The 26,825-nt window shown below is 72.2% G+C and carries 19 protein-coding genes; 13 read left to right on the forward strand and 6 right to left on the reverse strand.

Features of this window, described 5'->3' with window-relative positions:
• Positions 1–64 precede the first annotated feature (64 nt).
• From AB0E07_RS24630 to AB0E07_RS24645, 4 genes are all read left to right on the forward strand, one after another.
• Positions 65–1,393 (forward strand): extracellular solute-binding protein, encoded by a 1,329-nt coding sequence (locus AB0E07_RS24630; RefSeq protein ID WP_362256045.1) that lies wholly within the window; start codon positions 65–67, stop codon positions 1,391–1,393.
• Positions 1,394–1,492: 99 nt separating this feature from the next.
• Complete coding sequence (locus tag AB0E07_RS24635) at positions 1,493–2,467, forward strand: sugar ABC transporter permease (RefSeq protein ID WP_362256048.1); 975 nt, start codon at positions 1,493–1,495, stop codon at positions 2,465–2,467.
• A complete protein-coding gene (locus AB0E07_RS24640; protein ID WP_362256051.1) occupies positions 2,464–3,321 on the forward strand; it encodes a carbohydrate ABC transporter permease in 858 nt (285 codons plus the stop codon). The genes AB0E07_RS24635 and AB0E07_RS24640 overlap by 4 nt, the downstream gene beginning before the upstream one ends.
• A 158-nt stretch (positions 3,322–3,479) precedes the next feature.
• Complete coding sequence (locus tag AB0E07_RS24645; RefSeq protein WP_362256054.1) at positions 3,480–4,823, forward strand: diacylglycerol kinase family protein; 1,344 nt, start codon at positions 3,480–3,482, stop codon at positions 4,821–4,823.
• Here the strand turns inward: AB0E07_RS24645 and AB0E07_RS24650 are convergent, their stop codons facing one another.
• Entirely contained in the window at positions 4,824–8,669 is a 3,846-nt protein-coding gene (locus AB0E07_RS24650; RefSeq protein ID WP_362256057.1) for a glycoside hydrolase family 2 TIM barrel-domain containing protein, read from the reverse strand.
• Positions 8,670–8,742: 73 nt separating this feature from the next.
• A complete protein-coding gene (locus AB0E07_RS24655) occupies positions 8,743–10,635 on the reverse strand; it encodes an ABC transporter ATP-binding protein (RefSeq protein WP_362256059.1) in 1,893 nt (630 codons plus the stop codon).
• A 114-nt stretch (positions 10,636–10,749) separates the two neighbouring features.
• Between AB0E07_RS24655 and AB0E07_RS24660 the strand changes: the two genes are divergently transcribed.
• The 3 genes from AB0E07_RS24660 (at position 10,750) to AB0E07_RS24670 (ending at position 13,840) form a co-directional block, all read left to right on the forward strand.
• Positions 10,750–11,682 (forward strand): lysylphosphatidylglycerol synthase domain-containing protein, encoded by a 933-nt coding sequence (locus AB0E07_RS24660; protein ID WP_362256062.1) that lies wholly within the window; start codon positions 10,750–10,752, stop codon positions 11,680–11,682.
• 45 nt (positions 11,683–11,727) lie between these two features.
• Positions 11,728–12,522: a crotonase/enoyl-CoA hydratase family protein gene (locus AB0E07_RS24665; RefSeq protein ID WP_362256065.1), complete on the forward strand. Its 795-nt coding sequence runs from the start codon at positions 11,728–11,730 to the stop codon at positions 12,520–12,522.
• A gap of 220 nt (positions 12,523–12,742) precedes the next feature.
• Entirely contained in the window at positions 12,743–13,840 is a 1,098-nt protein-coding gene (locus tag AB0E07_RS24670; protein ID WP_362256068.1) for a mechanosensitive ion channel family protein, read from the forward strand.
• Positions 13,841–13,844: 4 nt separating this feature from the next.
• Here AB0E07_RS24670 and AB0E07_RS24675 read toward each other — a convergent pair whose 3' ends face one another.
• A complete protein-coding gene (locus AB0E07_RS24675) occupies positions 13,845–15,404 on the reverse strand; it encodes a M1 family metallopeptidase (protein WP_362256071.1) in 1,560 nt (519 codons plus the stop codon).
• A 218-nt stretch (positions 15,405–15,622) separates the two neighbouring features.
• Between AB0E07_RS24675 and AB0E07_RS24680 the strand changes: the two genes are divergently transcribed.
• The 5 genes from AB0E07_RS24680 (at position 15,623) to AB0E07_RS24700 (ending at position 21,133) form a co-directional block, all read left to right on the forward strand.
• The gene (locus tag AB0E07_RS24680; RefSeq protein WP_362256073.1) at positions 15,623–17,842 is read left to right on the forward strand and encodes an NADP-dependent isocitrate dehydrogenase; all 2,220 of its coding nucleotides are present in this window, start codon (positions 15,623–15,625) and stop codon (positions 17,840–17,842) included.
• A gap of 166 nt (positions 17,843–18,008) precedes the next feature.
• Positions 18,009–18,404: a twin-arginine translocation signal domain-containing protein gene (locus tag AB0E07_RS24685; RefSeq protein WP_362256076.1), complete on the forward strand. Its 396-nt coding sequence runs from the start codon at positions 18,009–18,011 to the stop codon at positions 18,402–18,404.
• 82 nt (positions 18,405–18,486) lie between these two features.
• Entirely contained in the window at positions 18,487–19,047 is a 561-nt protein-coding gene (locus AB0E07_RS24690; RefSeq protein ID WP_362256078.1) for a DinB family protein, read from the forward strand.
• Positions 19,047–19,853 (forward strand): N-formylglutamate amidohydrolase, encoded by an 807-nt coding sequence (locus tag AB0E07_RS24695; protein ID WP_362256079.1) that lies wholly within the window; start codon positions 19,047–19,049, stop codon positions 19,851–19,853. The genes AB0E07_RS24690 and AB0E07_RS24695 overlap by 1 nt, the downstream gene beginning before the upstream one ends.
• A gap of 56 nt (positions 19,854–19,909) precedes the next feature.
• On the forward strand, positions 19,910–21,133 hold the full coding sequence (locus AB0E07_RS24700; RefSeq protein ID WP_362256082.1) for a cytochrome P450: 1,224 nt from the start codon (positions 19,910–19,912) through the stop codon (positions 21,131–21,133).
• A 1-nt stretch (position 21,134) separates the two neighbouring features.
• Here the strand turns inward: AB0E07_RS24700 and AB0E07_RS24705 are convergent, their stop codons facing one another.
• The 3 genes from AB0E07_RS24705 to AB0E07_RS24715 are packed head-to-tail and all read right to left on the reverse strand — an operon-like array spanning position 21,135 to position 23,694.
• Positions 21,135–21,623 carry a hypothetical protein gene (locus AB0E07_RS24705; protein WP_362256085.1) on the reverse strand — a complete coding sequence of 163 codons (489 nt, stop codon included), beginning with the start codon at positions 21,621–21,623 and terminating at the stop codon, positions 21,135–21,137.
• On the reverse strand, positions 21,620–22,258 hold the full coding sequence (locus tag AB0E07_RS24710; RefSeq protein WP_362256088.1) for a sigma-70 family RNA polymerase sigma factor: 639 nt from the start codon (positions 22,256–22,258) through the stop codon (positions 21,620–21,622). Before AB0E07_RS24710 ends, AB0E07_RS24705 begins: the two co-directional genes overlap by 4 nt.
• Positions 22,255–23,694 carry a S8/S53 family peptidase gene (locus AB0E07_RS24715; protein WP_362256090.1) on the reverse strand — a complete coding sequence of 480 codons (1,440 nt, stop codon included), beginning with the start codon at positions 23,692–23,694 and terminating at the stop codon, positions 22,255–22,257. Before AB0E07_RS24715 ends, AB0E07_RS24710 begins: the two co-directional genes overlap by 4 nt.
• Before the next feature lie 106 nt (positions 23,695–23,800).
• On the opposite strand from AB0E07_RS24715, the gene AB0E07_RS24720 reads away from it, so the two are divergent.
• Positions 23,801–26,410 carry a CHAT domain-containing tetratricopeptide repeat protein gene (locus AB0E07_RS24720; RefSeq protein WP_362256093.1) on the forward strand — a complete coding sequence of 870 codons (2,610 nt, stop codon included), beginning with the start codon at positions 23,801–23,803 and terminating at the stop codon, positions 26,408–26,410.
• Positions 26,411–26,825: the final 415 nt, after the last annotated feature.

Here is a 26,825-nt window from a genome sequence, read left to right on the forward strand (position 1 = left end):
ACGGGCTGGCATAGTCCCCGACATCTACCGGCCCGAGCCGTAATCCAATGGAGGAGTGGGGCGCATGGGAAAGAGAACGCTGAGTGCCGCGATGCTGGCCACCGCGGTGCTGACGGTCACCACGGCGTGCAGTGGCGGCGGCGGAACGCCGAGCGGGGACGAGTCCGCGGTCGCGCCGCTGAACCCCAAGAGCGCGTCCGGCACGATCACCGTGCTGACCAACCGTACGGACCTCGTGCAGGACGGCACGATGAAGAAGTACGCGGCGGAGTTCAACAAGACCTATCCCAAGGTGAAGGTGAAGTTCGACGCCATCACCGACTACGAGGGTGAGGTCAAGATCAGGATGAACACCGAGAACTACGGTGACGTCCTGCTCATCCCCGGCGCGGTCGCCAAGGCCGACTACCCGAACTTCTTCGCTCCCCTCGACGAGTCCGCCGCGATGCGCTCGAAGTACCTGTTCACGGACAAGACCGAGGTCGACGGCAAGGTCTACGGCGTCGCCACCTTCGGCACCGCCAGCGGCTTCGTCTACAACAAGGCCGTGTGGAAGGAGGCCGGCATCACCGAGTGGCCCACCACGACGGAGCGGTTCCTCGCGGACCTCAAGACCGTGAAGGAGAAGACCGGCGCCACTCCGTACTACACCAACTTCAAGGACGCCTGGCCGCTCAGCGGCCAGTGGACCAACGCCGTCGGCACCGTCAGCTGCGACAGCCAGGCACTCGACGTGCTGGCCGAGACGGACGACCCGTGGGCCAAGGGCAGCGACCTGAACACGCTGGACACCCTGCTGTTCGACATGGTCGACCAGAAGCTGACCGAGAAGGACCCCAGCACCACCAACTGGGAGACCTCCAAGACCCTGCTGGCCAAGGGTGAGGTCGGCAGCATGATGCTCGGCTCATGGGCCGTCAACCAGATGCGCGCCGCGGCCGAGGACGCCGGGACGGACCCCGACGACATCGGCTTCATGCCGGTGCCCGCCCAGTCCGGCGGCAAGTTCTGCGCGACGCTCGCCTCCGACTACCAGCAGGCGGTGAACGTCCACTCCGACAACAAGGAGGCCGCCCGCGCCTGGATCGACTGGTTCACCGAGGAGTCCGGCTACTCCGAGAAGGAGGGCGCGGTCTCGGCGCTGAGGTCGGCCGCTATGCCGTCCACACTCCAGGACTACGTTGACAACGATGTCAAGATGCTGGAACGCTCTGAGGCGAAGACCGCCGAGGTGAACGAGATCGACCAGGCCTCCGAGATCGGTCTCAACACGCCGGACTACCGCCAGAAGCTCATCGACATCGCCCGCGGCGCCCAGGACGGGTCGCTGCAGGACTACTTCGACGAACTCGACGAGCGCTGGTCCGAGGCCCGGCAGAACGCCGGCTCCTGACCTGCCACCCGCGCGGGGTCCCCGGCCCCTCGGCCTCCCCGCTGACCGGGGACCCCGCGCGGCGGCGCGCAGCGGATGATGAAAGGCCCTGGCCCTCACATGCCCCGAACCGTACTCACTACCTCACCGCCCGCGTCGGCCTCGAAAGCGGACCGGGCGGCCCGGCACCGCGCAGGCCGCGGCGGACCGGGCGGACGCTCCTGGCGTGACCTGCCACTGCGCGGTCTGACCCCCTGGCTGTTCCTGCTGGTGCCGCTGATCCTGCTGGTGACGTTCACCTACGTCCCGGTGGGCAACATGCTCTACTACAGCTTCACCGACTGGGACGGGGTCAGCCCCGAGCGCAACTACGTCGGTGGGGAGAACTACACCGACGTCTTCACCCGCTCGGACATGATCCGGGTCTTCGCGGTGAGCCTGTACTACCTGGCGGCGTCCGTCGTGCAGATCGTGATCGCCCTGTACCTCGCCACCGTCCTCAGCTTCAACCTGCGCTTCCGGAACCTGTTCAAGGGCATCCTGTTCTTCCCCTACCTGATCAACGGCGTGGCGATCGGGTTCGTCTTCCTCTACTTCTTCCAGGAGGGCGGCACGCTGGACTCGGTCCTGTCCCTGTTCGGCGTGAACCCCGACCATGCCTGGCTCGGCGACCCGGAGTCCGCGAACACCTCGCTGGCCGGCGTCTCCGTCTGGCGGTTCACGGGCCTGAACTTCGTGCTCTTCCTCGGCGCGATCCAGTCGATCCCCGGTGAGCTGTACGAGGCCGCCCAGCTCGACGGCGCGAGCCGCTGGCAGCAGTTCCGGCACATCATCGCCCCCGGCATCCGGCCGGTGATCAGTCTGAGCGTCATCCTGGCGATCTCCGGCTCACTCTCGGTCTTCGAGATTCCGTACATCATGACCGGCGGCGCGAGCGGGACCTCGACCTTCGTGATCCAGACCGTGAAGCTGGCCTTCCAGTTCAACAAGACGGGCCTCGCCTCGGCCTGTGCCGTGGTTCTGCTGGCGATCATCCTGCTGATCACCTGGATCCAGCGCCGTCTCGTGCCCGACGAGAGGGTGGACATCGTATGACTGCCAACGCACCCGCCCGGCCCCGCAGGCGTCCGGGCCTCGCCACCCCGCTGACCTATGTGGTCCTGATCGCCGCGTCGCTCGTGGTCCTGATCCCGCTCAGCGTGATCTTCCTGACCTCGCTGAAGTCGGCGGACGAGGTCGCCGACGGCAGCGGCGCGCTGACGCTGCCGGACAACTGGCTGAACTTCGACAACTACGCGACCGCGTTCTCCGACGGCAACATGCTGACGGCCTTCGGGAACACGGCCTTCATCCTGCTGTTCTCGATCACCGGCACGGTGATCATCGGCTCGATGACCGCGTACGCCATCGACCGCTTCCGCTTCCGCTTCAAGAACCTGATCCTGGCCCTGTTCCTGGTGGCCACGCTGGTCCCGAGCGTCACGACCCAGGTCGCCACCTTCCAGGTGGTGAACAGCTTCGGTCTGTTCGACACCCGGTGGGCGCCGATCCTGCTCTACATGGGCACCGACATCGTGTCCATCTACATCTTCCTCCAGTTCATCCGCGGTATTCCGATCTCGGTCGACGAAGCGGCCCGGCTGGACGGCGCGAACGCCTTCACCATCTACCGCAAGATCATCTTCCCGATGCTGAAGCCGGCCGTCGCGACCGTGGTCATCATCAAGGGCATCACCACGTACAACGACTTCTACATCCCGTTCCTGTACATGCCTTCCGAGGAACTGGGCACAATGTCCACGGCGCTGTTCCGGTTCAAGGGACCGTACGGCGCGCACTGGGAGACGATCTCCGCCGGGGCCATCCTGGTGATCGTCCCCACCCTGCTGGTGTTCCTCTTCCTCCAGCGCTACATCTACAACGGGTTCGCCCAGGGGGCGAGCAAGTAGCGGCCGGGGGACGACGCCGAGGGGGAGGACCGACCTGACCCGGTCCTCCCCCTCGGCGTCGTCCGTGCGCCCGCCGGACGACACCGGCCGACGATGATCAAAAGGTACGACGGACTCGTGATCGATCTGTCAGTGTTCTACTGAGGGGTGGAGGAACGATGGCCGTGGATGCGAGTCGGCGGGGTTATCACGCGCAGCGGTGGGCGGCGCGGGGCGCGCTGACGGCGGCGGCGCTCGCGCTTCTGGTGCCGCTCTTCTACGGCGGTCTCGGCGGGGTGCTGCTGCTCGTGGGCGGCGCGGTCGGGCTGATCGTCACCGCGGCCGCGGTGTGGTGGACGCTCAGTCTGCGCGGGCCGCTGCGCTGGCTGGCGGCGCTGGTGGCGCTGACCGTCCCGGCCTGTGCGATCGCCCTGTTCGCGGTGACGCTCTTCTGGGCGGTGCCGGTGTCGCTGGCGCTGTGGAGCCTGGCGGTCTGGTGCGGCCGGTTCGCGCTGCGCGGGACGGGCGGGCACCGGGTGCGGGTGAAGGAGTACCGCAGTCCCCCGCCGAGGCGCCCCTTCCTGATCATGAACCCGCGTTCGGGCGGCGGGAAGGTCGGCCGGTTCGGTCTGCGCGAGCGGGCCGAGCAGCTCGGCGCGCGGGTCGTCCTGCTCGACCCGGAGCAGCCGCAGGACGTGACCGAGCTGGCGCGCGCCGCGGTCGCGGACGGCGCCGATCTGCTCGGGGCCGCCGGTGGCGACGGCACGCAGGCCCTGGTCGCCGCCGTGGCCGCCGAGCACGGGCTGCCGTTCCTGGTGATCAGCGCCGGGACCCGCAACCACTTCGCGCTCGACCTGGGCCTGGACCGCGACGACCCCGCCACGGGTCTGGACGCGCTGACCGACGGCGTCGAACTCCGGGTCGACCTGGGGTTCGCCGCGGACCGGCCGTTCGTCAACAACGCCTCCTTCGGGGCGTACGCGACGATCGTGCAGAGCCCCTCGTACCGCGACGACAAGCTCGGTACGAGTCTGGAGCTGCTCCCTGATCTGCTCACCGGTCAGCAGGGCGCCCGGCTGACGGCGCGGGCGGCGGGCACCACGCTGGAGGCCCCGCAGGCCGTGCTGGTCAGCAACAACCCCTATCTCACCTCGGACCCGTTCGTGTTCGGCCGGCGCGAGCGGCTCGACGGCGGTGTCCTCGGGGTCGTCGGGATCAAGGTGGAGAACGCGGCGGAGGCCGCCGGGCTGCTGCTCGGCCCGGATCCGCACGGCCTGACGGTGCTCACCGCGCGGGAGGTGGTCGTCGACGCCGACCGCCCCGAGATCGAGGCGGGGCTGGACGGCGAGGCGCTGGTGCTGGCCGCTCCGGTCCGCATCAGGGTCGAGCCGGGCGCGCTGCGGGTCCGGGTGCCCCGCAAGCGGCCCGGTGTGATCCGGCGCGAGCCCAAGCTGGACTGGCGCCGGCTGCGCAAGCTCGCGGCGACCGTCGGCCGCACCGCCGGGCCGTACTCCCGGCCCTGATCAGCGGGTCGCCGTGGGACGGCGGGAGATCCGGGTGGCCTCGGAGACGTCGGTGATCGGCCGCAGCCGGTAGGTGTAGGCGTAGTCGCGGTCGGCGAAGAGCTTGTACTCGTCGTGGGTGTGCGCGCCCCAGCTGTTGTCGCCGCCCACGCCCATCTGCCGGTGGTTGACCCGCAGGACGACCTCCTGCCGGGGGGTGAGCTGGTAGTCGTGGCGGACGCCGACCGACAGGTCCTCGGGGGTGTGCCGGGAGGCGTTGATCTCCAGCAGGGGTTCGCCGCTGATCAGGAGTCCGACGCCGGTGGCGTCGGTGAGGGCGGCCCAGCGGACGTCGGTCTTGTTGCCGTTCTCCTGCGGGCGGATGTAGGGGGTCCACTGTGCGGCGACGGTGCCGGAGTACAGCCCGACGTCGGTGCCGTTGTTGCGGTCCCAGTGGTTCTCCTCCGGGCCGCGCCCGTACCAGTGCAGCCGGTCCAGCCGTCCGGGGAGGAAGAGGAGGGTGCCGATCTCCGGGATGTACGGCAGTGAGGCGGCGCCCGGGTGGAGGGTCTGGTCGACCTTGATCTCGCCGTTGCCGAGGACGGTGTAGGTGGTGGTGTACGTCGAGCGGACGGTGGTGGGCAGGGTGCCGGTGACCGCGATCTCGACGGCGCGGTCACCGACGGCCCGTACCGCGACCCCGGTGACGGTGCGGCGGGCGCCCGCGTCGCGCCAGGTCTCGTTGCGGATGTGCTGACGGTTGCCCTTGTCGTTGTCGGTGGGGGCCCGCCAGTGGTTGGGGGCGGCGCCGGAGAGCAGCAGTGCGGCCCCGGCGGCCTCGTAGGTGGTGATGAGTCCGCTGGTCCGGTCGACGGTGACGGTGAAGTCCTCGCCGGTGACGGTGACGGTCCGGGCGTCCTCGCGGTGGGTGAGGGCGGGGACGCCGGCGAGGGGCACCGGGGTCACGGCGGGGACCTGCGCGTCGAGGGCGAGCCGGTGCCGGGCCACCTCGAAGCCTGCCCCCGCCCAGGGTGTGGACTCACGTGTGGTGAAGGACAGTTGGAGGAAGTACTCGGTGCCGGGCGCCGGGTCGGCGGGCAGTTCCACCGGGACGGTGACGTCCTTGCTCGACAGCGGGGGCACGTCGAGCCGGCCGAGGGTGCCGGTGCCTGCCGGGAGGCCGTCCGCGAGGAGGGTCCACCGCGCGTCGAAGGCGCGGAGGTCGGTGAAGAGGTATTCGTTGGTGAGGGTGAACGTGCCGTCGTCGCGCGGGACCGCGCCGACGGCCTGGTGGACGCGCTTGATCTCGGCGGCCTTGCCGGTGTGCCGTCGGTCGGCGGTGACGACGCCGTCGGCGACGAAGTTGCCGTCGTTGGGGTTGTCGCCCCAGTCGCCGCCGTAGGCGTGGAAGGTCCGCTCCGGGGGCCGCAGTTCGGTGGTCACGACGGTGGCCGCGTCGAACCAGAACCGCACTCCGGCGTCGTCGGGACCGCGGCCGCCGGAGGCCAGTTCGGCTGCGCTCAGGGCGCGGGCGTAGACGCGGGCGCGGCGGACGGTGCCGGTGAACTCCCTGGTCGGATGGTCGGCGTCGGTGGCCAGGGCGAGGGGTGCGCAGTTGACGCTCGGCCTGAGTGCGGTGGTGCGGGTGGCCCGGACCTGGCCGTCGACGTACAGGGTGAGGGTGCCGGCGTCGGCGTCGAAGACGCCCGCGACATGGTGCTCGGTGTCGCGCCAGCCCGTCGCCGGGAGCGGCCAGGTGGCGGTGATCCACTGGCCTTCGGAGTGGATGAAGAACTCCAGGTTCTTGGTGGTCTGCTTCAGGGTGTAGTGGGTGTCGCCCTTGGCGATGATCGGCTGCTGGTAGCCGATGAAGCGCGGGGTGATCCACGCCTCCAGGGTGAGCGAGCCGGTGAGGTCCAGGCGCCGGTCGCGGGCGAACACGGCACCGCCGTACAGGCCTTCGGCACGGTCGAGGGTGCCGGCGGCCGCGAGGATCTCGCCCTTCAGGCCGAGGGGTCCGGACTCGGTGAGCAGAGTCCGCGCGGGGGTGGGCCAGTTGAGGGACTGGTCGGCGAAGTCCCAGATCCAGCCGCCCTGGAGAACCTCGTACCGGCGGACCAGGTCCCAGTACTTCTTGAAGTTGCCGTTGGAGTTCCCCATCGCGTGCGAGTACTCGATCATCACGTACGGCCGGGTGTCGGCGGTGTCCCGCGCGCGGGCCTCGACGCGGGCGGGGGTGTCGTACATCTCGGAGCGGATGTCGCTGATGCCGGGCCGGTCGTCGCCCTCGTACTGGACGACGCGGGTGGGGTCGTAGGACTTGATCCAGTCGTGCATGGCGGTGAACGTGGAGCCGGTGCCCGCCTCGTTGCCGAGGGACCAGATGACCACCGAGGCGTGGTTCTTGTCGCGGTGGACCATGTTCTGCGCACGGGCCACGCACGCCTTCGCCCAGTCGGCGTGGTCGCCGGGGTAGTTCTTGTGGATGCCGTGGGTCTCCAGGTTGGTCTCGTCGACCAGGTACAGGCCGTAGGCGTCGGCGAGTTCGTACCAGAGCGGGTTGTTGGGGTAGTGCGCGGTGCGCACCGAGTTGATGTTCAGCCGCTTGACGACCTCGATGTCGCGGACCATGTCGGCGCGGGTGAGGGCCGTGCCGCGCTCGGGGTGCATCTCGTGGCGGTTGACTCCGCGCAGCGAGACCGGTCGGCCGTTGATGCGCATCAGGCCGTCCCGCAGGGCGAACTCGCGCAGGCCGACCCGGTGGGAGAGGGTCTCGATCACCTGGCCGGAGGGATCGCGCAGGGTGAGGACGGCGGTGTAGAGGTCCGGCTGTTCGGCGGACCACAGCCGGGGCGAGGGCACCGCCCGGGCCGCGCGTACGGTCGTGTCCGTGCCGGGCGCGCCGACCTCGGCGCTCTGTTGCAGGGGCCGCGGCCAGACGGGGTGTCCGTCGGGGTCGTGGAGCTGGGTCTCGACGGTGTACGGCCCCGGTGTCCCGTCCGCGTAGGCGCGCACGCTCGCGGTGACCGACAGTTCCGCGGTGGTGAAGTCGTCGCCGAGCGGGGTGTCCAGTTTGAAGTCGCGCAGGTGGACGGTGGGGGTGGAGTACAGGTACACCGAGCGGAAGATGCCGCTCAGCCGGATCATGTCCTGGTCCTCCAGCCAGTCCCCGTCGGAGTAGCGGTAGACCTCGACGGCGATGTGGTTGGTGCCGGGCGTCAGGCGGTCGGTGATGTCGTACTCGGACGGGGTGTAGGAGTCCTCGTCGTAGCCCACGAGTTCGCCGTTGATCCACACGTAGTGCGCCGACTTCACGCCCTCGAAGTGCAGGAACACCCGGCGTCCCGACCAGTCGCGGGGGACGGTGAAGGTGCGCCGGTACTGGCCGACCGGGTTGTAGCGGGTCGGCGCGGCGGGCGGCTGCGGCTCCTCGCCGAGGCCGTTGGCGCCCCAGTAGGGGTAGGTGATGTTGAGGTAGATCGGGCGGTCGTGGCCGTGCAGTTGCCAGACGGAGGGGACCGGGATGCCGTCCCAGCCGCTGTCGTCGAGGTCGGTGCGGTGGAAGTCCGGGTCCCGGTCGGCGGGGCGGTCCGCGTACGCGAACTTCCAGGTGCCGTCGAGGTCGAGCCGGTACGGCGATGTCGTGCGGTCGGCGGCGAGCGCCTGGGCGGTGTCGGCATACGGCATGAGCGTGGTGTGCGGTGGCTCGGTGCCCAGGCGGAAGACGTCGATGGAGCCGGTCCATTCCTGGGTGCCGTCGGCCGCGCGGGGGCGTGCGGCGGCGGTCGTGGAGGAGAGGGCGAGGGCGCCGAGGAGGGCGGCTCCGCCCTCCAGCAGTCGGCGGCGGCTGACGGTCGGGTGCGGCATGGGCGTGGCCTTCCTCAGCCGCTGGTCACAGCGGGTGACTGCCGGGTCGAGGGTCACCCTAGGTCGCGGAGGGTCAGGCCGCGGCGATCTCCGTGGCGTCGGCGGGTCGCTCCTCGAACTGGGTCCGGTGCAGCTCCGCGTACCGTCCTTCGGCGGCCAGCAGCGCGTCGTGGGTGCCGCGTTCGACGATCCGGCCGTCCTCGACCACGAGGATCTGGTCGGCCGCCCGTACGGTGGACAGCCGGTGGGCGATGACCACCGCGGTCCTGCCCTCCAGCGCTTCGGCGAGGGCTTCCTGGACGGCGGCCTCGGAGGTGTTGTCGAGGTGGGCGGTGGCCTCGTCGAGGATGACCACGCGCTGCCGGGCCAGCAGCAGCCGGGCGATGGTCATCCGCTGGCGTTCGCCGCCGGACAGGCGGTAGCCGCGCTCCCCGACCACCGTGTCCAGGCCGTCGGGCAGGGCCCGGACGAGGTCGTCGAGGCGCGAGCGGCGCAGGGCGTCCCACAGGTCGTCGTCGCTCGCGCCGGGGCGGGCCAGGAGCAGGTTGGCGCGGACGGTGTCGTGGAAGAGGTGGCCGTCCTGGGTGACCATGCCGAGGGTCTCGCGCAGGGAGCGGGCGCTGACCTCGCGGACGTCGACCCCGCCGAGGCGTACGGTGCCGCCGTCGACGTCGTAGAGCCGCGGCAGCAGGGCGGCGATGGTGGACTTGCCGGCGCCGGAGGAGCCGACGAGCGCGACCGTCTGTCCGGGTTCGGCGCGGAAGGACAGGCCGCGCAGCACCTCGGCGCCGCCGCGGGTGTCGAGCGAGGCGACCTCCTCCAGGGAGGCGAGGGAGACCTTGTCGGCGGACGGGTAGCCGAAGCGGACGTCGGTGAACTCCACGGAGACCGGGCCGTCGGGGACCTCCCGGGCGTCGGGTCGGTCCTGGATGAGGGGCTCCAGGTCGAGCACCTCGAAGACCCGCTCGAAGCTGACGAGGGCGCTCATCACCTCGACGCGGGCCCCGGCGAGCGAGGTGAGCGGGGCGTAGAGGCGGGTCAGCAGCAGGGCGAGGGCGACCACGGCGCCGGGTTCGAGGGTGCCGTTGAGGGCGAAGAAGCCGCCGAGGCCGTAGACCAGCGCGAGGGCGAGGGCGGAGACCAGGGTCAGGGCGGTGATGAACGCCGACTGGGCGGTGGCGGTGCGGACGCCGATGTCGGCGACGCGGCGGGCGCGGGCGGCGAACTCCTCGGACTCCTGCTCGGGGCGGCCGAAGAGTTTGACGAGGGTGGCGCCGGGGGCGGAGAAGCGCTCGGTCATGCGGGTGCCCATCGCCGCGTTGAGGGTGGCCGCCTCCCTGGTCATGCGGGCCATCCGGCGGCCCATGCGGCGGGCGGGGATCACGAACACCGGCAGCAGGGCCAGCGCGAGCAGGGTGATCTGCCAGGACAGGGTGAGCATCACGACGAGGGTGAGGAGCAGGGTGACGAGGTTGCTGACCACTCCGGAGAGCGTGTTGCTGAAGGCGCGCTGGGCGCCGATGACGTCGTTGTTGAGCCGGGAGACGAGTGCCCCCGTGCGCGTGCGGGTGAAGAACGCGACCGGCATGCGCTGCACATGGTCGAAGACGGCGGTCCGCAGATCGAGGATGAGTCCCTCCCCCAGCGTCGCCGAGAGCCGGCGGGCGAGGATGCCGAGCGCCGCCTCCAGGACCGCGATGAGGGCGATCAGCAGGGCCAGGCGTACGACGCGGTCCTCGTCGCCGCCCGACACGATCGCGTCGACGACCTCGCCGGCCAGGACGGGCGTCGCCACGGCGAGCAGCGCGGTGACCACGCCGAGGCCGACGAACCGGGCGATGCGCGTGCGGTGCGGGCGGGCGAACGCGCCGATGCGGCGCAGGGTTTCACGGGCGAAGGGGCGGCGCTGCTGTTCGGCGGTCATGACGGATTGCAGCTGCGTCCAGGCTGTGGTCTCCATGCTCATGGAGGAGAAGCTAGAACCTCAACTTTCCTTGAGGTCAAGGAGTCGGCGGGACGTAAGCCGGAAGCCCCATTTCCGCAACCCGCCGTTGGGGCGGCGCGGAGAGCCTCTCCGAATGTGACACGCGTCCCGGTCCGCCGGATCCTCTGCCTGCTGCCGCTGGTGCTGGTCGCCGTGGTGGCCGTGCTCCACCGTGACGTGCTCGCCGAGGGCCTCGCGCATCTGGGCACCGCCGAGTGGCCCTGGCTGCTGGCCGCGGCCGGAGCCACCTGTCTGACCTGGGTGGCCGCGGCCTGCTGCCGCCAGGGCGCGGTGGTCGAACGGCTGCCCTCCGCGCGGCTGCTCGCCACCCAGTTCGCGGCCGGCGCGGCCAACCACCTGCTGCCGACGGGTCTGGGCGCGAGCGCGGTCAACCTGCGGTTCATGACCGTGTGCGGGCTGCCGCTGGGGCGTTCCTCGGCGGCCATAGCCCTCTATCTGCTGGCCGAGTCGGTGGGCCGGCTGGCCCTGCTGGCCGCGCTGCTGCTGGCCTTCCCCGACGCGCTGCGGCTGGGCACCCTGCTGCCGCAGGGGGCGGTGGGGCCGCTGCTCCTCGCCGTCGTCGCCGCCGCGCTGCTGGCGGTGGGCGCCCTCGCCCTGGTCCGACGGGTGCGCACGACCGTGCTCTCCTTCCTGCGCACCGCGCTCGGCGAGGCCCGCTCGGTGCACACCCGCGCCTCCCGCGCGCTGGCCCTGTGGGGCGGCGCCTTCGCGTTCCCCGCCCTCCAGGCGACCGGGCTGGTCGCGGTGGGCGAGGCGCTGGGTCTGGACGTGCCGCCCCTGCACATGGCGGTCGCCTATCTCGCCGCGACGGTCGCGGTCGCCCTGGTCCCCACCCCGGGCGGGCTCGGCTCGGTCGAGGCGGCGCTGATCGTGGCGCTGGTCGCGGCGGGTGGCACGGCGGCCGTGGCGACTGCGGTGGTGCTGGCGTACCGGATCATCACGGTCTGGCTGCCGATCCTGCCGGGGGCGCTGACGCTGGGGGCGCTGGTGCGCTGGAAGGTGATCTGACCGGTCGGTAACGTGCGGGCCGACCCACGGAAAGGGGCCCCTGCCATGCCGGTTCGTGTCGAACGCCGGGGACATGTCACCACGGTCGTCCTGTCCCGCCCGGAGGCCCGCAACGCGGTCGACGGACCGACCGCGCTCGAACTCGCCGACGCCTTCCGCGCGTTCGAGGCGGACGAGGAGGCCCGGGTGGCGGTGCTGTGGGGTGAGGGCGGCACCTTCTGCGCGGGCGCCGATCTGAAGGCGCTCGGCACCGAGCGCGCCAACCGGGTCGCGGAGGACGGCGACGGCCCGATGGGCCCGACCCGGATGCGGCTGTCCAAGCCGGTGATCGCGGCGGTCGCCGGGCACGCCGTGGCCGGCGGTCTGGAACTGGCGCTCTGGTGCGATCTGCGGGTCGCCGAGGAGGACGCGGTGTTCGGGGTCTTCTGCCGCCGCTGGGGCGTTCCGCTCATCGACGGCGGCACGGTACGGCTGCCCCGGCTGATCGGCACCGGGCGCGCCCTGGACCTGATCCTCACCGGCCGCCCGGTCCCGGCGCGGGAGGCCCACGGGATCGGGCTCGCCGACCGCGTCGTCCCCACCGGCACGGCGCGCGCCGAGGCGGAGGCGCTGGCCGCGACGATCGCCGCCTTCCCCCAGGCGTGCCTGCGCTCCGACCGCGCCTCCGTCCTCGACCAGGAGGGCCTGGGCGAACAGGAGGCCCTGCAAGGGGAGTTGCGCCACGGCACGGGGGTTCTGGCGGAGAGCCTGGAGGGGGCGGCCCGGTTCTCGGCGGGGGCGGGACGGCACGGGAGCTTCGGCCGGGGCGAGCAGGGCGGGGGCGCACCGGACCGGCCCTGAGTGCGCTCCGCCCGTTGCGGCACGCGCCCGCCCCTCACCCGCCGCAACAGCACGCCACCTGGTGCGAACTGCTGTGCGGAATGCGGGAGGATGAGCCCGCGTGCCCGGTCGGCGCACGACCTTTACCGTTCAGACATCGAGCAGGGGACAACGTGACGAGACTTCACATCCGGCCGACGACGCTGCGACGCGCCGCCGATTCGTGTCCCGGAGGTGACCGGTGAAGCGCGACCTCACCATGGACGACATGGTCGTGGCGGGTATCGCCCTGGCCGCCGGACTGCTGGCGGCGTTCCTGCTCCGGATGCTGATGCGCTGGCTGGGCAAGCACGCCGACCGGACCCGCTGGAGCGGCGACGACCTGATCGTGGACGTGCTGCGGACCGTGGTCCCGTGGTCGGCGTTCCTCGGCGGCGCTGCCTCCGCGGGCGCGGCTCTGCCGCTGACCGGCACGGTTCAACGGCATGTCAACCAGGTCCTGACGGTCCTGCTGATCTTCGTGGTGACGCTCGCCGTGGCCCGCGGGATCGCCGGTCTGATGCGGACGGTCACCCAGTCCCGTCCCGGTGTCGCGGGCTCCGCCACGATCTTCGTCAACATCACCCGGGTGCTGGTCCTGGCCATCGGCTTCCTGGTGGTCCTCCAGACGCTCGGCATCTCCATAGCGCCGATGCTCACCGCCCTCGGCGTCGGCGGTCTCGCCGTCGCCCTGGCGCTCCAGGACACGCTCGCCAACCTCTTCGCGGGCATCCACATCCTCGCCTCGAAGACCGTCCAGCCGGGCGACTACATCCGGCTGAGCAGCAACGAGGAGGGCTATGTCGAGGACATCAACTGGCGCCAGACGACGGTGCGGAACCTGTCCAACAACCTCGTCGTGATCCCCAACGGGCAGCTGGCGAAGACGAACATGACCAACTTCATGCGTCCCGACCAGCAGTTGACGATCCTGCTCCAGGTCGGCGTCGCCTACGACAGCGACCTCGACCAGGTGGAGCGGGTGACCAACGAGGTGATCGCCGAGGTGATGGCCGAGGTCGACGGCGCCGTGCCCGAGCACGAGCCGATCATCCGCTTCCACACCTTCGGCGACTCCCGCATCGGGTTCACCGTCATCCTCGGCGTCGGCGAGTTCAGCGACCAGTACCGGATCAAGCACGAGTTCATCAAGCGCCTGCACCGCCGCTACCGCCAGGAGGGCATCCGCATCCCGGCACCCACCCGGACGGTGGCGATCCAGCAGGGCTCGCTGGTGATCCCGCAGCAGCGCGGCGCGGAGAGCGAGCCGGACGAAGTTCCCTCCGCCCGGCTCGACTGATCCGTCAGAGGGTGGCCGAGTTGTCGTGCGGCCGCGCGTCCCGCCGCTTGCGGGGGGCGGCGGACGCCGACGGCGTCACCGGGGTGACCGTCCAGTCCGGGTGGCCGGGCATCCGCGGGGTCTTCGTCCCGTAGAGCCACTCGCGCAGGAAGCCCGAGAGGTCCTGCCCGGACACCTCCGAGGCGACGGCGATGTAGTCCTCCGTCGACGCCGAGGAGTCCCGGAAACGCTGGAGGAAGGCGCGCTCCAGCGCGTTGAAGGCGTCCTCGCCGACGGCCTGCCTCAGGGCGTACAGGACGAGGACGCCGCCCAGGTAGCGCTGGCTGTCGAAGAGGTTCGCGGCGGTCGGGGAGGCCACCGGCCCGGAGCTGTTGCGCCAGAGGTCGCCCTTGGCGTACGTGTCCTTCATCCGGGCTTCGATGCTGGTCAGGCCGATGGAGTCGGGCCAGCCGCGCTCGTAGCGGTAGAGCAGCCCGTAGAAGTCGGCGTGACCCTCGTTGAGCCAGAGGTCGGCCCAGGTGGCGGGGCTGACGCTGTTGCCGAAGTAGGAGTGGACCAGCTCGTGCATCATGTGCGAGCCGATCTTCTTCTCCTCCTGGAGGAGGTAGTTCGGCCGGTAGATGGTGAGGGTCTGGGTCTCCAGGCCGGTGAAGCCGAAGGGCTCGGCGGCGTCGGAGTTGCACGGCAGCAGGCCGTACGTCTCGAAGGGGTAGGCGCCGAGCCGCTGCTCGACCCACTCGACCAGGGCCGGGGTCAGCGCGAGCGCCGGCTCCAGCGCGGCCGCCCGCGCGACCGGCACCACGTCCCGCAGCGGCAGCCCGTGCGGGCCCTGCCGGTCCTTGATCACGTAGTCGCCCACGGTGATCTGCACCATCTCGGTGGCGATCGGCGAACGGGAGCGGTAGGTGTACGCGGTCCGGTCGCCGTCGAGGGTCTCGGTGCGTATGAGCTGCCCGGTGGCGACCCCGCGCAGTGCGGTGGGGACGGTGAGCCGGAAGGTGAAGTCGGCCTTGTCGACGGGGTGGTCGTTGCAGGGGAAGACGGTGTGCGCGGAGTCCGGCTGGCAGGCCACGGCGAAGCCGTCCGGGGTGGCCACCCAGCCGGTGTGCGGGAGCGTGCGGCGCGGGTCGGCGGTGTACGTCACACAGATCGTGACGGCGGCCTTGGCGGGCAGGGTGACGGCCGGGGTGATCCGCAGCTTCTCGCCGGTCTGCTCGAAGGCCGCGGCCCGTCGGCCGACGCGGACGGCGGTGACGTCCAGGCCCAGAGAGTCCAGGGAGAGCCGGGTCAGGGCCTGGGTGGTGCGCACGCGCAGGGTCGCGGTGGCGGCGACGAGCCGGGTCGTGGCGTCGTAGGCGAAGTCGAGGTGGTACGACGACACGCGGTAGCCGTCATTGCCCAGGGCCGGGAAGACGGGGTCGCCGAGGGTCTCGGGGCCGGGGGTGCCGTTCTTCGCCGTCGCCGCCTGAGCGGCCTGCGCCGCCTGCGCCGCGGGAGCCGTGGACAGGGCCGCCGCCGTGCCGATCAGGGCAGCCGGGGCCGTCACTCTGGTGCGATATCTCATGGTCTGCTTTCGCTCGGGCGGCCGGGTGGTCAGGTCCGGCCGTCGCCTCTGAGGAAGTGATCGACCTACAGGACCACCGGAACGCCCGCGGAGGTTGCACTTCCGGCCGAAACTCGTGCCCCGCCCGTCCCGACTGTGGGCCGACCCCTGTCGAGCCGGGGGCGAGCACGAGATATCTTGATGTCGAGCAATGTTGCAGACGTGGAGCGGAGCACCCGGTGACTGACTCGACCATCATCTATACGCACACTGACGAGGCCCCGGCCCTGGCGACGTATTCCTTCCTGCCGGTGGTCCAGGCGTACGCCTCGCAGGCGGGTGTCGACGTGAAGACGCGTGACATCTCGCTGGCCGGCCGCATCATCGCGGTGTTCCCGGAGTACCTCGCCGAGGACCAGCGCATCCCGGACGCGCTCGCCGAGCTCGGTGAGCTCGCCAAGACGCCCGAGGCCAACATCATCAAGCTGCCGAACATCTCGGCGTCGATCCCGCAGCTCAAGGCCGCCGTGGCCGAGCTCCAGGGCCAGGGCTACGCGCTGCCGAACTACCCGGACGACCCGAAGACCGACGAGGAGCGGGAGATCCAGGCCCGCTACGACAAGGTCAAGGGCTCCGCCGTGAACCCGGTCCTGCGCGAGGGCAACTCCGACCGCCGCGCCCCCGCGTCGGTCAAGAACTACGCCAAGACCCACCCGCACCGCATGGGCGCCTGGACCGGCGAGTCCAAGACCAACGTGGCGACCATGGGGCAGAACGACTTCCGCTCCACCGAGAAGTCCGTCGTGATCGCCGAGGCCGGCGCGCTCAGGATCGAGCACGTCGCCGCCGACGGCACCACCACGGTGCTGCGCGAGTCGGTACCGGTCCTCGCGGGCGAGGTCGTCGACGCCTCCGTGCTGCACGTGGCCGCGCTGCGCGAGTTCCTCACCGCGCAGATCGCCGAGGCCAAGGCGCAGGGCGTGCTGTTCTCGGTGCACCTCAAGGCCACGATGATGAAGGTCTCCGACCCGATCATCTTCGGTCACGTGGTGCGCGCGTTCTTCCCGAAGACGTTCGCCGCGCACGGTGCTGCGCTGACCGCCGCCGGTCTCAGCCCGAACGACGGCCTGGGCGGCATCTACAAGGGCCTGGAGGCCCTCGCGAACGGTGCCGAGATCAAGGCGTCCTTCGACGCCGAGCTGGCCGAGGGCCCGGCCCTGGCGATGGTCGACTCCGACAAGGGCATCACCAACCTGCACGTGCCGTCCGACGTGATCGTCGACGCCTCGATGCCGGCCATGATCCGCACCTCCGGCCACATGTGGGGCCCGGACGGCGCCGAGGCCGACACCCTCGCGGTGCTGCCGGACTCGTCGTACGCCGGTGTCTACCAGGCCGTGATCGAGGACTGCCGCGCCAACGGCGCCTACGACCCGTCGACCATGGGCTCCGTCCCGAACGTCGGCCTCATGGCGCAGAAGGCCGAGGAGTACGGCTCCCACGACAAGACCTTCGAGATCGCCGCGGCCGGCACGGTCCGCCTGGTCGACGGGGACGGCAACGTCGTCATCGAGCAGCCGGTCGCCGAGGGGGACATCTTCCGCGCCTGCCAGACCAAGGACGCGCCGATCAAGGACTGGGTGAAGCTGGCCGTCACCCGCGCCCGCGCCACCGGCGACCCGGCCGTGTTCTGGCTGGACGAGACCCGCGCGCACGACGCCAACCTGATCGCCAAGGTCAACGCCTACCTGCCGGAGCACGACACCGAGGGCCTGGACATCCGTGTCCTGGCCCCGGTCGACGCCACCAAGCTGTCGGTGGAGCGCATCCGCCGCGGCGAGAACACCATCTCGGTGACCGGCAACGTGCTGCGTGACTACCTCACCGACCTCTTCCCGATCCTGGAGCTGGGCACCAGCGCCAAGATGCTGTCGGTGGTCCCGCTGATGGCGGGCGGCGGCCTGTTCGAGACGGGCGCCGGCGGCAGCGCGCCGAAGCACGTCCAGCAGCTGGTCAAGGAGAACTACCTGCGCTGGGACTCGCTCGGTGAGTTCTTCGCGCTGGTGCCGTCCCTGGAGCAGTACGCGAAGACCACGGGCAACGCCCGCGCGCAGGTCCTCGCCGACACCCTCGACCGCGCGACGGCGACCTTCCTCAACGAGGACAAGTCCCCGACCCGTCGCGTCGGCGGCATCGACAACCGCGGCAGCCACTTCTTCCTGTCCCTGTACTGGGCGCAGGAGCTGGCCGCGCAGACCGACGACGCCGAGCTGGCCAAGGCCTTCGCGCCGCTGGCGGAGACGCTCGCCGCCAACGAGCAGAAGATCGTGGACGAGCTGATCGCGGCGCAGGGTTCCCCGGCCGAGATCGGCGGCTACTACCAGCCCGACCCGGCGAAGGCGGCCGAGGTCATGCGTCCGTCGGCGACCTGGAACGAGGCCCTGGCCTCCCTGAGCTGACGCTCGGACCCCCCGCGGAGGGCCGGCACCGTCACGGTGCCGGCCCTCCGGCATGTCCGCGGACGTACCGGACGATCTCGTTCAGCCCTGCGTGGGCTTCGATCATGCCTACGATCGGCCCACGGCCTCCGGGACACCCCCGCACGGCCGCCGAAGGAGGGGAACCTTGTCCAGCCTGTCCAGAAGATCCCTGCTCGGCTACTCCGGTACGACCGCGGCCGGCGCGGTCCTCGGCACCGCGGCCTCGGCACAGCCGGCGCAGGCCGCCGAAACGGCTGAGGCGGCCCAAGCGGCGGACGCGGCCCCGGCGGCGGAGGCCGGGGCGCCCGCGGCCACCCAGTTCGCGCACGACACGTTCTTCACCGGCCGGACCTGGACCAACACCGGCGGCGAGACCAACGCCGAGGTGCAGATCGAGTTCCGCGTGACCAACTCGGAGACACCGGCCGCCCTTCGCATCAGCCCTCTCGAACTCGCCGAGCTGCTCAGCGAGTTCGCCCAGTCCCGGGGCTGGCCCGCGATCACCTTCTACGGCGACCCGGCTCCGGTCGCGCTGAACTGAGGCGGCGCGCCGCCGGCCCGGCCCCGGGCACCCGCCGGAAATCCGGTTGCGGGCCGGGGCCGGGGTCAGCAGGGTGGGGCGGATGAACGACGTACCCGAGCGGTGGACCCAGGCGAGTGTGTATCCCGACATGTGGGCCGATCCCGGTGAGGACCCCCGGGACAACGAGGGGCCCGGTCCGGACGGCGAGCTGGAGACGCTGCGGAGCGTGCTGCGCGACTTCCGGCTGACCCTGGAGATGAAGTGCCAGGGCCTGGACCCGGAGCAGCTGGCGCTGCGGTCGGTGCCGCCGTCGACGATGTCCCTGCTCGGCCTGGTCCGTCATCTCGCCGAGGTGGAGCGGGACTGGCGCAACTGGGTGGTGCCCGGGGAGCCGGAAGCCAGGCTGTACGGCGCGCGGGACGCGGACTTCGACGGCGCCGAGGGCTCCCGGGCCCTGGTCGACGGGGCGTTCGCCGACCTCGCCCGCGAACAGGCGGCCACGGACGCGGTGCTGGAGGGGTTCTCCGACCTGGGCACCCGGGTGGGCGAGGACCGCAACTCCGTACGTGAGCTGTGGATCCACCGCATCGAGGAGTACGCCCGCCACTGCGGCCACGCCGATCTCCTGCGCGAGCGCGTCGACGGCCGGGTGGGCCAGTAGTGCCGCACACACCGCCACCGGCCCGGTCGTTCACCCTGGACGCGGGCGCGCACCACTCCCCCGTGCTGCTCCATGTCCCGCACTCCGCACGGGAGATCCCCGGGGACGTACGGGCCGGCATCGTGCTGGACGACCCGGCGCTGGAGCGGGAACTCGACCACATCACCGACGCGCACACCGCGCGGATCGCGGAGACCGCCGCCGAGGCGTGCGCGCTGACGCCGTGGGTCCTCACCAACCGGCTCTCCCGCCTGGTCGTCGACCCCGAGCGGTTCCCCGACGAGCGGGAGGAGATGCTCGCCGTCGGCATGGGGGCCGTCTACACGCGGACCACGCACAAGGAGGTACTGCGCGAGGCGGGCGGGGACACCGAGCCGTTGCTCGAACGGTACTTCCGGCCGTACGCGCGGGCCATGACCGAGGCCGTCGCGGGACGGCTCGCGGCCACCGGGCGAGCCGTGATCATCGACGTGCACTCCTACCCGAGCCGCGCGCTCCCCTACGAGCTGCACGGGGACGGGCAGCGGCCGGCCGTCTGCCTCGGCACCGACGCCTTCCACACCCCGCCCGCGCTGCTCGCGGCGGCCCGGGAGGCGTTCGCCGGGTGCGGCGAGGTCGGGCTGGACAGTCCGTTCGCCGGGACGTACGTGCCACTGGAGTTCTACGGGAGCGATCCCCGGGTGAGCGCGCTGATGGTGGAGATCCGGCGGGACCTCTACATGAGCGAACCGGGCGGACCGGCCGGTCCCGGCCTGACGCCGCTCGCCTCGGCCCTGGCCCGGCTGGTCGACGCGCTGCCCGGTTGACCTCGGCTGGAGCACTCCCGGGCGACAGCCGGGCGGGCGGCGGTGAGGGTGGGGGCATGACCGACGACACCACCACGCTCACCGGCCGCGACGGGCCCGCGGTCCGGGACTGGCCCGCGCGCGATCTGAACGGCACGGACTTCGACCCGGTCCTCGCCGAGCTGATGCGCGAGGGACCCCTCACCCGCATCCGGCTGCCGCACGGCGAGGGCTGGGCGTGGCTGGTGACCCGGTACGAGGACGTCAAGGCCGTGACCAACGACCCCCGGTTCAGCCGGGCCGAGGTGACGACCCGTCAAGTGACGCGGATGGCACCGCACTTCAAGCCCCGTCCCGGCTCCCTGGCCTTCGCCGACCAGCCCGACCACAACCGGCTGCGGCACCCGGTGTCGGGTGCCTTCACGGTCGGCGCGATGAAGCGGCTCCGTCCGCGCGCCCAGCGGCTGCTGGACGAGCTGATGGACGGGGTTGTCAAGGACGGGCCGCCCGCCGACCTCGTCGAGCGGGTGCTGGAGCCGTTCCCCATCGCCGTGGTCAGCGAGGTGATGGGGGTGCCGGTCCCCGAACGGGAGCAGGTGCACGCCTGGACCCGGCAGATCATCTCCACCTCCGGGGGTGCCGAAGCCGCGGAGCGGGCCAAGGAGGGCCTGTACGGGTGGATCACGGACACCGTCCGGGGCCGCGCCCACAGCCTCGGCGACGATGTCTACTCGCTGCTCGGGGCGGCCGTGCACCACGGCGAGATCAGCGAGACCGAGGCGGTCGGCCTGGCCGGGCCGCTCCAGATCGGCGGCGAGGCCGTCACGCACAACTGCGGGCAGATGCTGTACCTGCTGCTGACCCGGCCCGAGCTGATGGAGCGGATGCGGGACCGGCCCGAGGAGCGCGGCACCGTCCTGGACGAACTGCTGCGGCACATCCCGCACCGCAGCAGTGTGGGGCTGGCCCGGATCGCCCTGGAGGACGTCGACCTGCACGGCGTGCGGATCAGGGCCGGTGACCCGGTGTACGTGTCCTATCTGGCCGCCAACCGCGACCCGGAGGTCTACGCGGAGCCGGACCGGATCGACCCCGACCGGGTGGGCCCGCCGCATCTGGCGTTCGGCAGCGGACCGCACTACTGCACGGGCGCGGTGCTCGCCCGGCTCCAGAGCGAGCTGCTGATGGCCACGCTGCTGGAGCGGCTGCCGGGACTGCGGCTCGCGGTGGCGCCCGACGAGGTGCCCTGGCGCCGGCGGACCATGATCCGCGGTCCGCGGTCCCTGCCCTGCGCCTGGTGACTCAGGCGCGCAGCCATTCCGTGACGACCACCTCCGCACCGGTCCGCAGGCGCAGGGCGAACGGGCCGGCGGGCGGGTCGTCGCTGCTGAAGCGGCCCATGGCGTCCGCCGTGAGCGGCGCCGCCGCCGACTGAGGACCGCCGAGCACCTCGATCCGGGCCGGCTGGGGCGGCAGCACCTGCCCCATCAGACCGTCACTGGTCACCTCGACGTCCACGGTGACCGCGCCGGCCTGGAACGTCAGCATCCGCGGCACGTCCACGGCGCCCCGCACCGGGATGGCGTCCACCACCGAGTCGAAGGTCAACTCGGCGATCCGCGCGTCGAGTTCGTACAGCGCGTAGGCGTCGACGGCGATCCGGCTCAGCTCCGCCGGTACCGGGTCCAGGATGGCGGCCGCCCGCCGCAGCTCCTCCTCCAGCAGGGCGTCGTCGAAGTCCGGCCCCTCGAACCCGTCGAGGGAGTCGTCGTTGCGGTCGTCGTCGTTCACAGCGCCCCCCGTGCGTCGAGTCGGGCCCTGAGCCGGCGCAGACAGCGCTGGCGGAGCGGGCCGATGCTGCCCACGGCGATCCCGAGGGCGCCGGACACCTCCTGGTAGCTGGGTGGCGGCGAGGCCATCAGCACCCGCAGCAACTGGCGGCAGCGTTCGCCGAGTTCGTCGAACTCCTGCCACAGCCTGCGGACGCGTTCGCTCTGGGCGGCCGCCTCCTCGGAGTCCAGCAGGGACTCCTCGGGCGTCCGGTCGTCGCTGACGCGGTCCAGCAGCAGCGGGTCGTCCGTCGGCGTCAGCCGCCGAAGGCTCTTGAGGACCTTCAGGCACTCGTTCCGTGCGGTGCTCGCCAGCCAGGAGCCGGCCTTCTCCGGTTCACGGATGCGCCCCAGGTGCTGGGCGAAGCGGAACCAGACGGTCTGGTACACCTCGTGCGCGTCGGCGTCGGAGAGCCGGTGGGCACGCACCACCGACCACACCAGCGGGCTCAGTCCTTCCACGAGCGCTTTCCAGGCCGCCGCCTCACCGTCGACGGCGGACTGGACGAGCGCGCCGACATCCGCACGATCCACTGCCCCACCCCTCGTGTACGGCAAGACATCGTACGCCGTGGAGGGGGCGGTTCCGGCCCTCATGCCGGAGGAGCGGGAGCGGTGACGGGAACCGCGCGCCAGGTCGGCGGGAGCAGGGCCGGTACGTGCGCCCCGCGCACCTCGGCGAACTCGGTGTTCGAGGAGATCAGTTGGCCGCGGGCGGCACGCGGGTCGGTCTCCTTGTGCGCGGTCATGTGCGCGGCGACCAGGCCGGCCACCACGGGGGTCGCGAAGGAGGTGCCGCTCCACTGCGCGAACCCCTCGAACATCACCTGGTCCGGCTGCGCGGTGTCGGCCGCGGCCTGCGCCTCGCTCAACAGGCCGGTGTGCGCCGGGGTCTGACAGGTGCACAGGTAGGTGAACCCGTACCGGCAGGCGTCGTAGGTGGAGTGCTGGTACACGTACGGGACGGGCCGGTCGAAGCCGGTGAGGGAACTGGTGAGGCGCTCGCCGGGGGCGTACACCTTCACCCAGGAGCCGTGGTTGCTGAAGCAGGCCCCGAAGTCGCCGTCCCCGCGCAGCGCGCCGACCGACAGCACCGAGCCGGCGTACTCGGGGAGTTCGGCGTAGGCGGCCGGCCAGAACGGGGTGGCGCTGGCGTTGTTCCCGGCGGCGGCGATCAACAGGGTGCGCTGGGTGCGCAGTTCCCGCATGAAGGCGTCGAGACCGAGCAGCCCGTCGGTGCGGCCGTTGGAGGTCCCGGCGGAGAGGCTGAGGATGTCCGGCCAGCCGCCCTGCTCGACGGCCTCGAAGAGCTTGTCGCCGAACTCGGACTCCAGGATCGCACCGGCGTCGTTGAGGGTGTTGCGGACGGTGATCGTGGTGTTGGGGGCGACGGCGGCGACGAGGCCGGCGATGAACGTGCCGTGTCCGACGTACTGCTGGAGGATCCCGTCGTCGTCGCACTCCCTGATCTGGAGGTCGCCGTCGGTGTGGGCCAGCAGCGGGTAGGCGCGGTAGTCCGCCATCAGACCGGTGTCGACGACCAGGACGCCGACGGCGGTGTCGGCGTTGTGGACGCCTTCCGCCGCGGCCGGGTTGGGCTGCTCGGTGAGCGGGGCCGGGACGGGCTCGTCACCCGGGCAGGCGTTGACGGCGATGGACACCACATGGTTGCGGCTGACCAGCCGGCGTCCGGCCCGGCCCTCGGCGGAGCGCAGGGCGCGCAGCGCTCCGGCGACGGCCGGGTCGGCGGAGCGGTCGCCCTGGCCGGGGTCGCCGACCTGGATCCGGGTGATCCCGGAGCGGTTGGTCTCCGGGCCCGCGCGGCGCACCTGGTCCGAGGTGACGCCGGCGAACGTCGTGAAGTGCTCGCGCACGGTGTCCTCGACGACGCGGGCCTCCTCACCGTCCCGGGCCAGCACGACGCCCTTCTCGTAGAAGAACTCGGCGGAGTCGTCGGGACCCATCGCCAACGGGACGTCGGGCATGGAGCGCTGGATCTGGTCGAACTGCTCGTGGAATCGCTGTGGTGCCATGGCGTGTCCTCCCGTTGGTGCGACGGTCGTCAGTCAGAGCCTCGGAGCCGTCGATTGATACAGCGTCAAACCTGTGTGGCAGGCAGGAGTGAGCACTACCATCCGTATGGTGACCGCGGGAAGCGACTCGGTTCTCGAACTGCTGCCGAAGGTGTTCGCCGCACCCGGGGAGGCGCTCGCCGAGGCGGAGCAGGTGCTGGGCGGCGACCCCTCACCCCTGCACGCCTCCGTCGCCCACCAGGTGATCGGCATCTGGCAACGGGACTTCGGCGATCTGCGGGTGGCGCTGGACCATCTGCGGCGGGCCCGTGACCTCGCGGCGCGCGCGGACGACGCGGCGCGCGAGGCGGACGTCCTGGGCACCCTGGGTGTGGCCCTGGTGCACGCGGGCCGGACCCGGCAGGGCCTGGCCGCCTTCGAGCGGGGGGTCGCGCGCGGTACCGGGCACACCCGGGCGCGGGTGCTGTACCGGCGGGCCTACGTGTGGTGGGTGCTCGGTCATCACCGGGAGGCGTTGGAGGACGTCCGGCGGGCGATCCCGGTGCTGCGGCAGGCGGACGACGTGATCTGGACGGCGCGGGCGCTGACCCTGCGGGCCACGGTGCATCTGGCGCTGGGCACGGTGGACCGGGCGGACGCGGACTTCACGGCGGCCGAGGCGCTGTGGGACACCACCGGCCAGGAGCACGACAAGGCGGACGCGGTGGAGAGCCGGGGGCTCGCCGCGTACCGGTCCGGGGACATCCCGGCCGCGCTGGGTCTGCTGGACGAGGCGGAGGAGCGGTACGCCAAGCTCGGCACACCGACGTTCATGCTCGACATCCGCCGCTGCGAGGTGCTGATGGCCGCCGGGCTCGCCCCTGAGGCGCTGACCGCGGCGGACGCCGCGATCGCCGTGCTCGACGGGATCGGCGGGCAGTCCACGCGCAAGGCGGAGTTGCTGCTGGTCGCCGCGCGGGCGGCCCGGCTGACGGGCGATCCGCACACCGCCGTGGCCCGTGCCGCGCTGGCGGTACGGCTGTTCGCCGGGCAGCGGCGGACCTGGTGGGAGACGCATGCCCGGCTGGTGCTGATCGAGGCGCGGCTGGCGGCGGGGCGCGCCTCGGGGCGGCTGGTCGCGGACGCCGCCTCGGTCGCCGACCGGCTGGCCGCCTTCGGTGCCCCGGCGGCGCCCGAGGCGTCCCTCCTCGCGGGCCGGATCGCGCTCGCGCTGGGCTGGCGGGCGGACGCCGAACGGCACTTGGGCGTCGCGGCCCGCAGCCGGCGCGCGGGACCGCCGCTGGCGCGGATGACGGGCTGGGCCGCGCAGGCGCTGCGGGCGCGGGCCGCCGGGTCGGGGCGCGGTGTGCTGGAGGCGTGCCGGCGCGGCCTGGACGTCCTCGACGACCACCGTACGACGCTGGGCGCCTCGGAGCTGCGGGCGCGGGCGACCGCGCAGGGCGCCGAACTCGCGGCGCTGGCCCAGCGGGTGAGTCTGGACTCCGGGGGGCCGCGGCGGTTGCTGGTGTGGAGCGAGCGCTGGCGGGCCACGGTGCTGGCCGCCCCACCGACCCGGCCGCCGGCCGATCCCGCGCTCCAGACCGGGCTCACCGCGTTCCGGGAGATCGCCGCGCGGGCGGAGGCCGCCCGGATGGAGGGGCGGCCGGTGCCGGCCCTGGAGCGCGAACAGCGGCGCCTGGAGCGGGAGATACGTTCCCGGACGCTGCACATGCGGGGGGCGTCGCCCGGCGGCGGCGACCGCTTCGACCCGGCCCGGCTGCTGCGGGCCCTCGGCGACGACACCCGGCTGGTCGAACTGGCCGTGGTGGACGGGCGGGTGCAGGTGCTGCTGTGCGCGCAGGGGCGGGTACGGCGGTTCGAGGCGGGGCTGCTGGCGGACGCGGAGGTCGAGGCGGAGCACGTACAGGCCGGTCTGCGGCGGCTGGCGCATCCCGGTGCCGAGGCGCGGCTTCCCGTGGTGGAGGCGGCGGGCCGGCGACTGGAGGAGCTGCTGCTGGGGCCTGCGGCGGCGCATCTCGGCGGCGGGCCCCTCGTGGTCGTACCGCCGGGACGGCTGCACCGGGTGCCGTGGGCGCTGTTGCCCTCGCTGCGCGAGCGCGTGGTCAACGTGTCCCCCTCGGCCAGCAGTTGGCTGCGCGCGCGGGAGACGAAGGCGCCGCCGGGCGGGCGTCAGGTGCTGGTGCGCGGTCCCGGTCTGGCCAGCGGGGGCGCGGAGGTGCCCGAACTCGCCGACCGGTACGGCGCGCCGACCCTGCTGGAGCAGGACTCCGCGGGCGTGGAGCGGGTGCTGCGGGAGCTGGACGGGGCCGCGCTGGCGCACATCGCGGCGCACGGCACGTTCCGGGCGGACAGCCCGCTCTTCTCGGCGCTGCGGATGTCCGACGGGCCGCTGATCGTGCACGACTTCGAGCGGCTGGCCCGCAGCCCGTACCGGATCATCCTCTCCTGCTGCGACACCGCCCGCTTCGCCTCGGTCGGCGCGGACGAACTCCTGGGCCTGGTCACCGCGTTGCTGCCGCTGGGCACCGCGGGCGTGGTGGCGTGCAGCGCGCCGGTGAACGACGCGGCCGTGGTGCCGCTGATGCTCGCCCTGCACAAGGGCCTGGGCGCGGGCCTGTCCCTGGCGGAGGCCCTGCGCGACGCCCGCGCGGCCCTGCCCGGCGACACGGTCCACCAGGCCACGGGCTGGGCCTTCTCAGCCTTCGGAGCGGCGTAGGCCCCCACGGGGGCCGGCTATCTCTACACCGGGCCCGCCTGGTGGGCCGTCTTGTCGGCGACGCGGGTCCACCCAGGGTGGCGACGCGGACGGGCCCGGGGCTACCCGTCCCGGCCCGACCTCACCGCGGCACGCCCGCGCGCAGGGTGCTGACGCAGGCGCGCCGGGGCCGCCCGTCTCGTGCGACGCCCCGACGCAGTGGGAGACACGGAGGCCACGCACCCCGGGTCCGGGGCCGGTCACGGGACGGGCCGGTCACGGGACGGGCCGGTCACGGGACGGGCCGGTCACGGCACGGGCCGGTCACGGCACGGGGGCCCGTCACGGCACGGGGGCCCGTCACGGCACGGGGGCCCGTCACGGCACGGGGGCCCGTCACGGCACGGGGGCCCGTCACGGCACGGGGGCCCGTCAC

The organism is Streptomyces sp. NPDC048002 (genome assembly GCF_040653275.1).
Classification (GTDB): domain Bacteria; phylum Actinomycetota; class Actinomycetes; order Streptomycetales; family Streptomycetaceae; genus Streptomyces.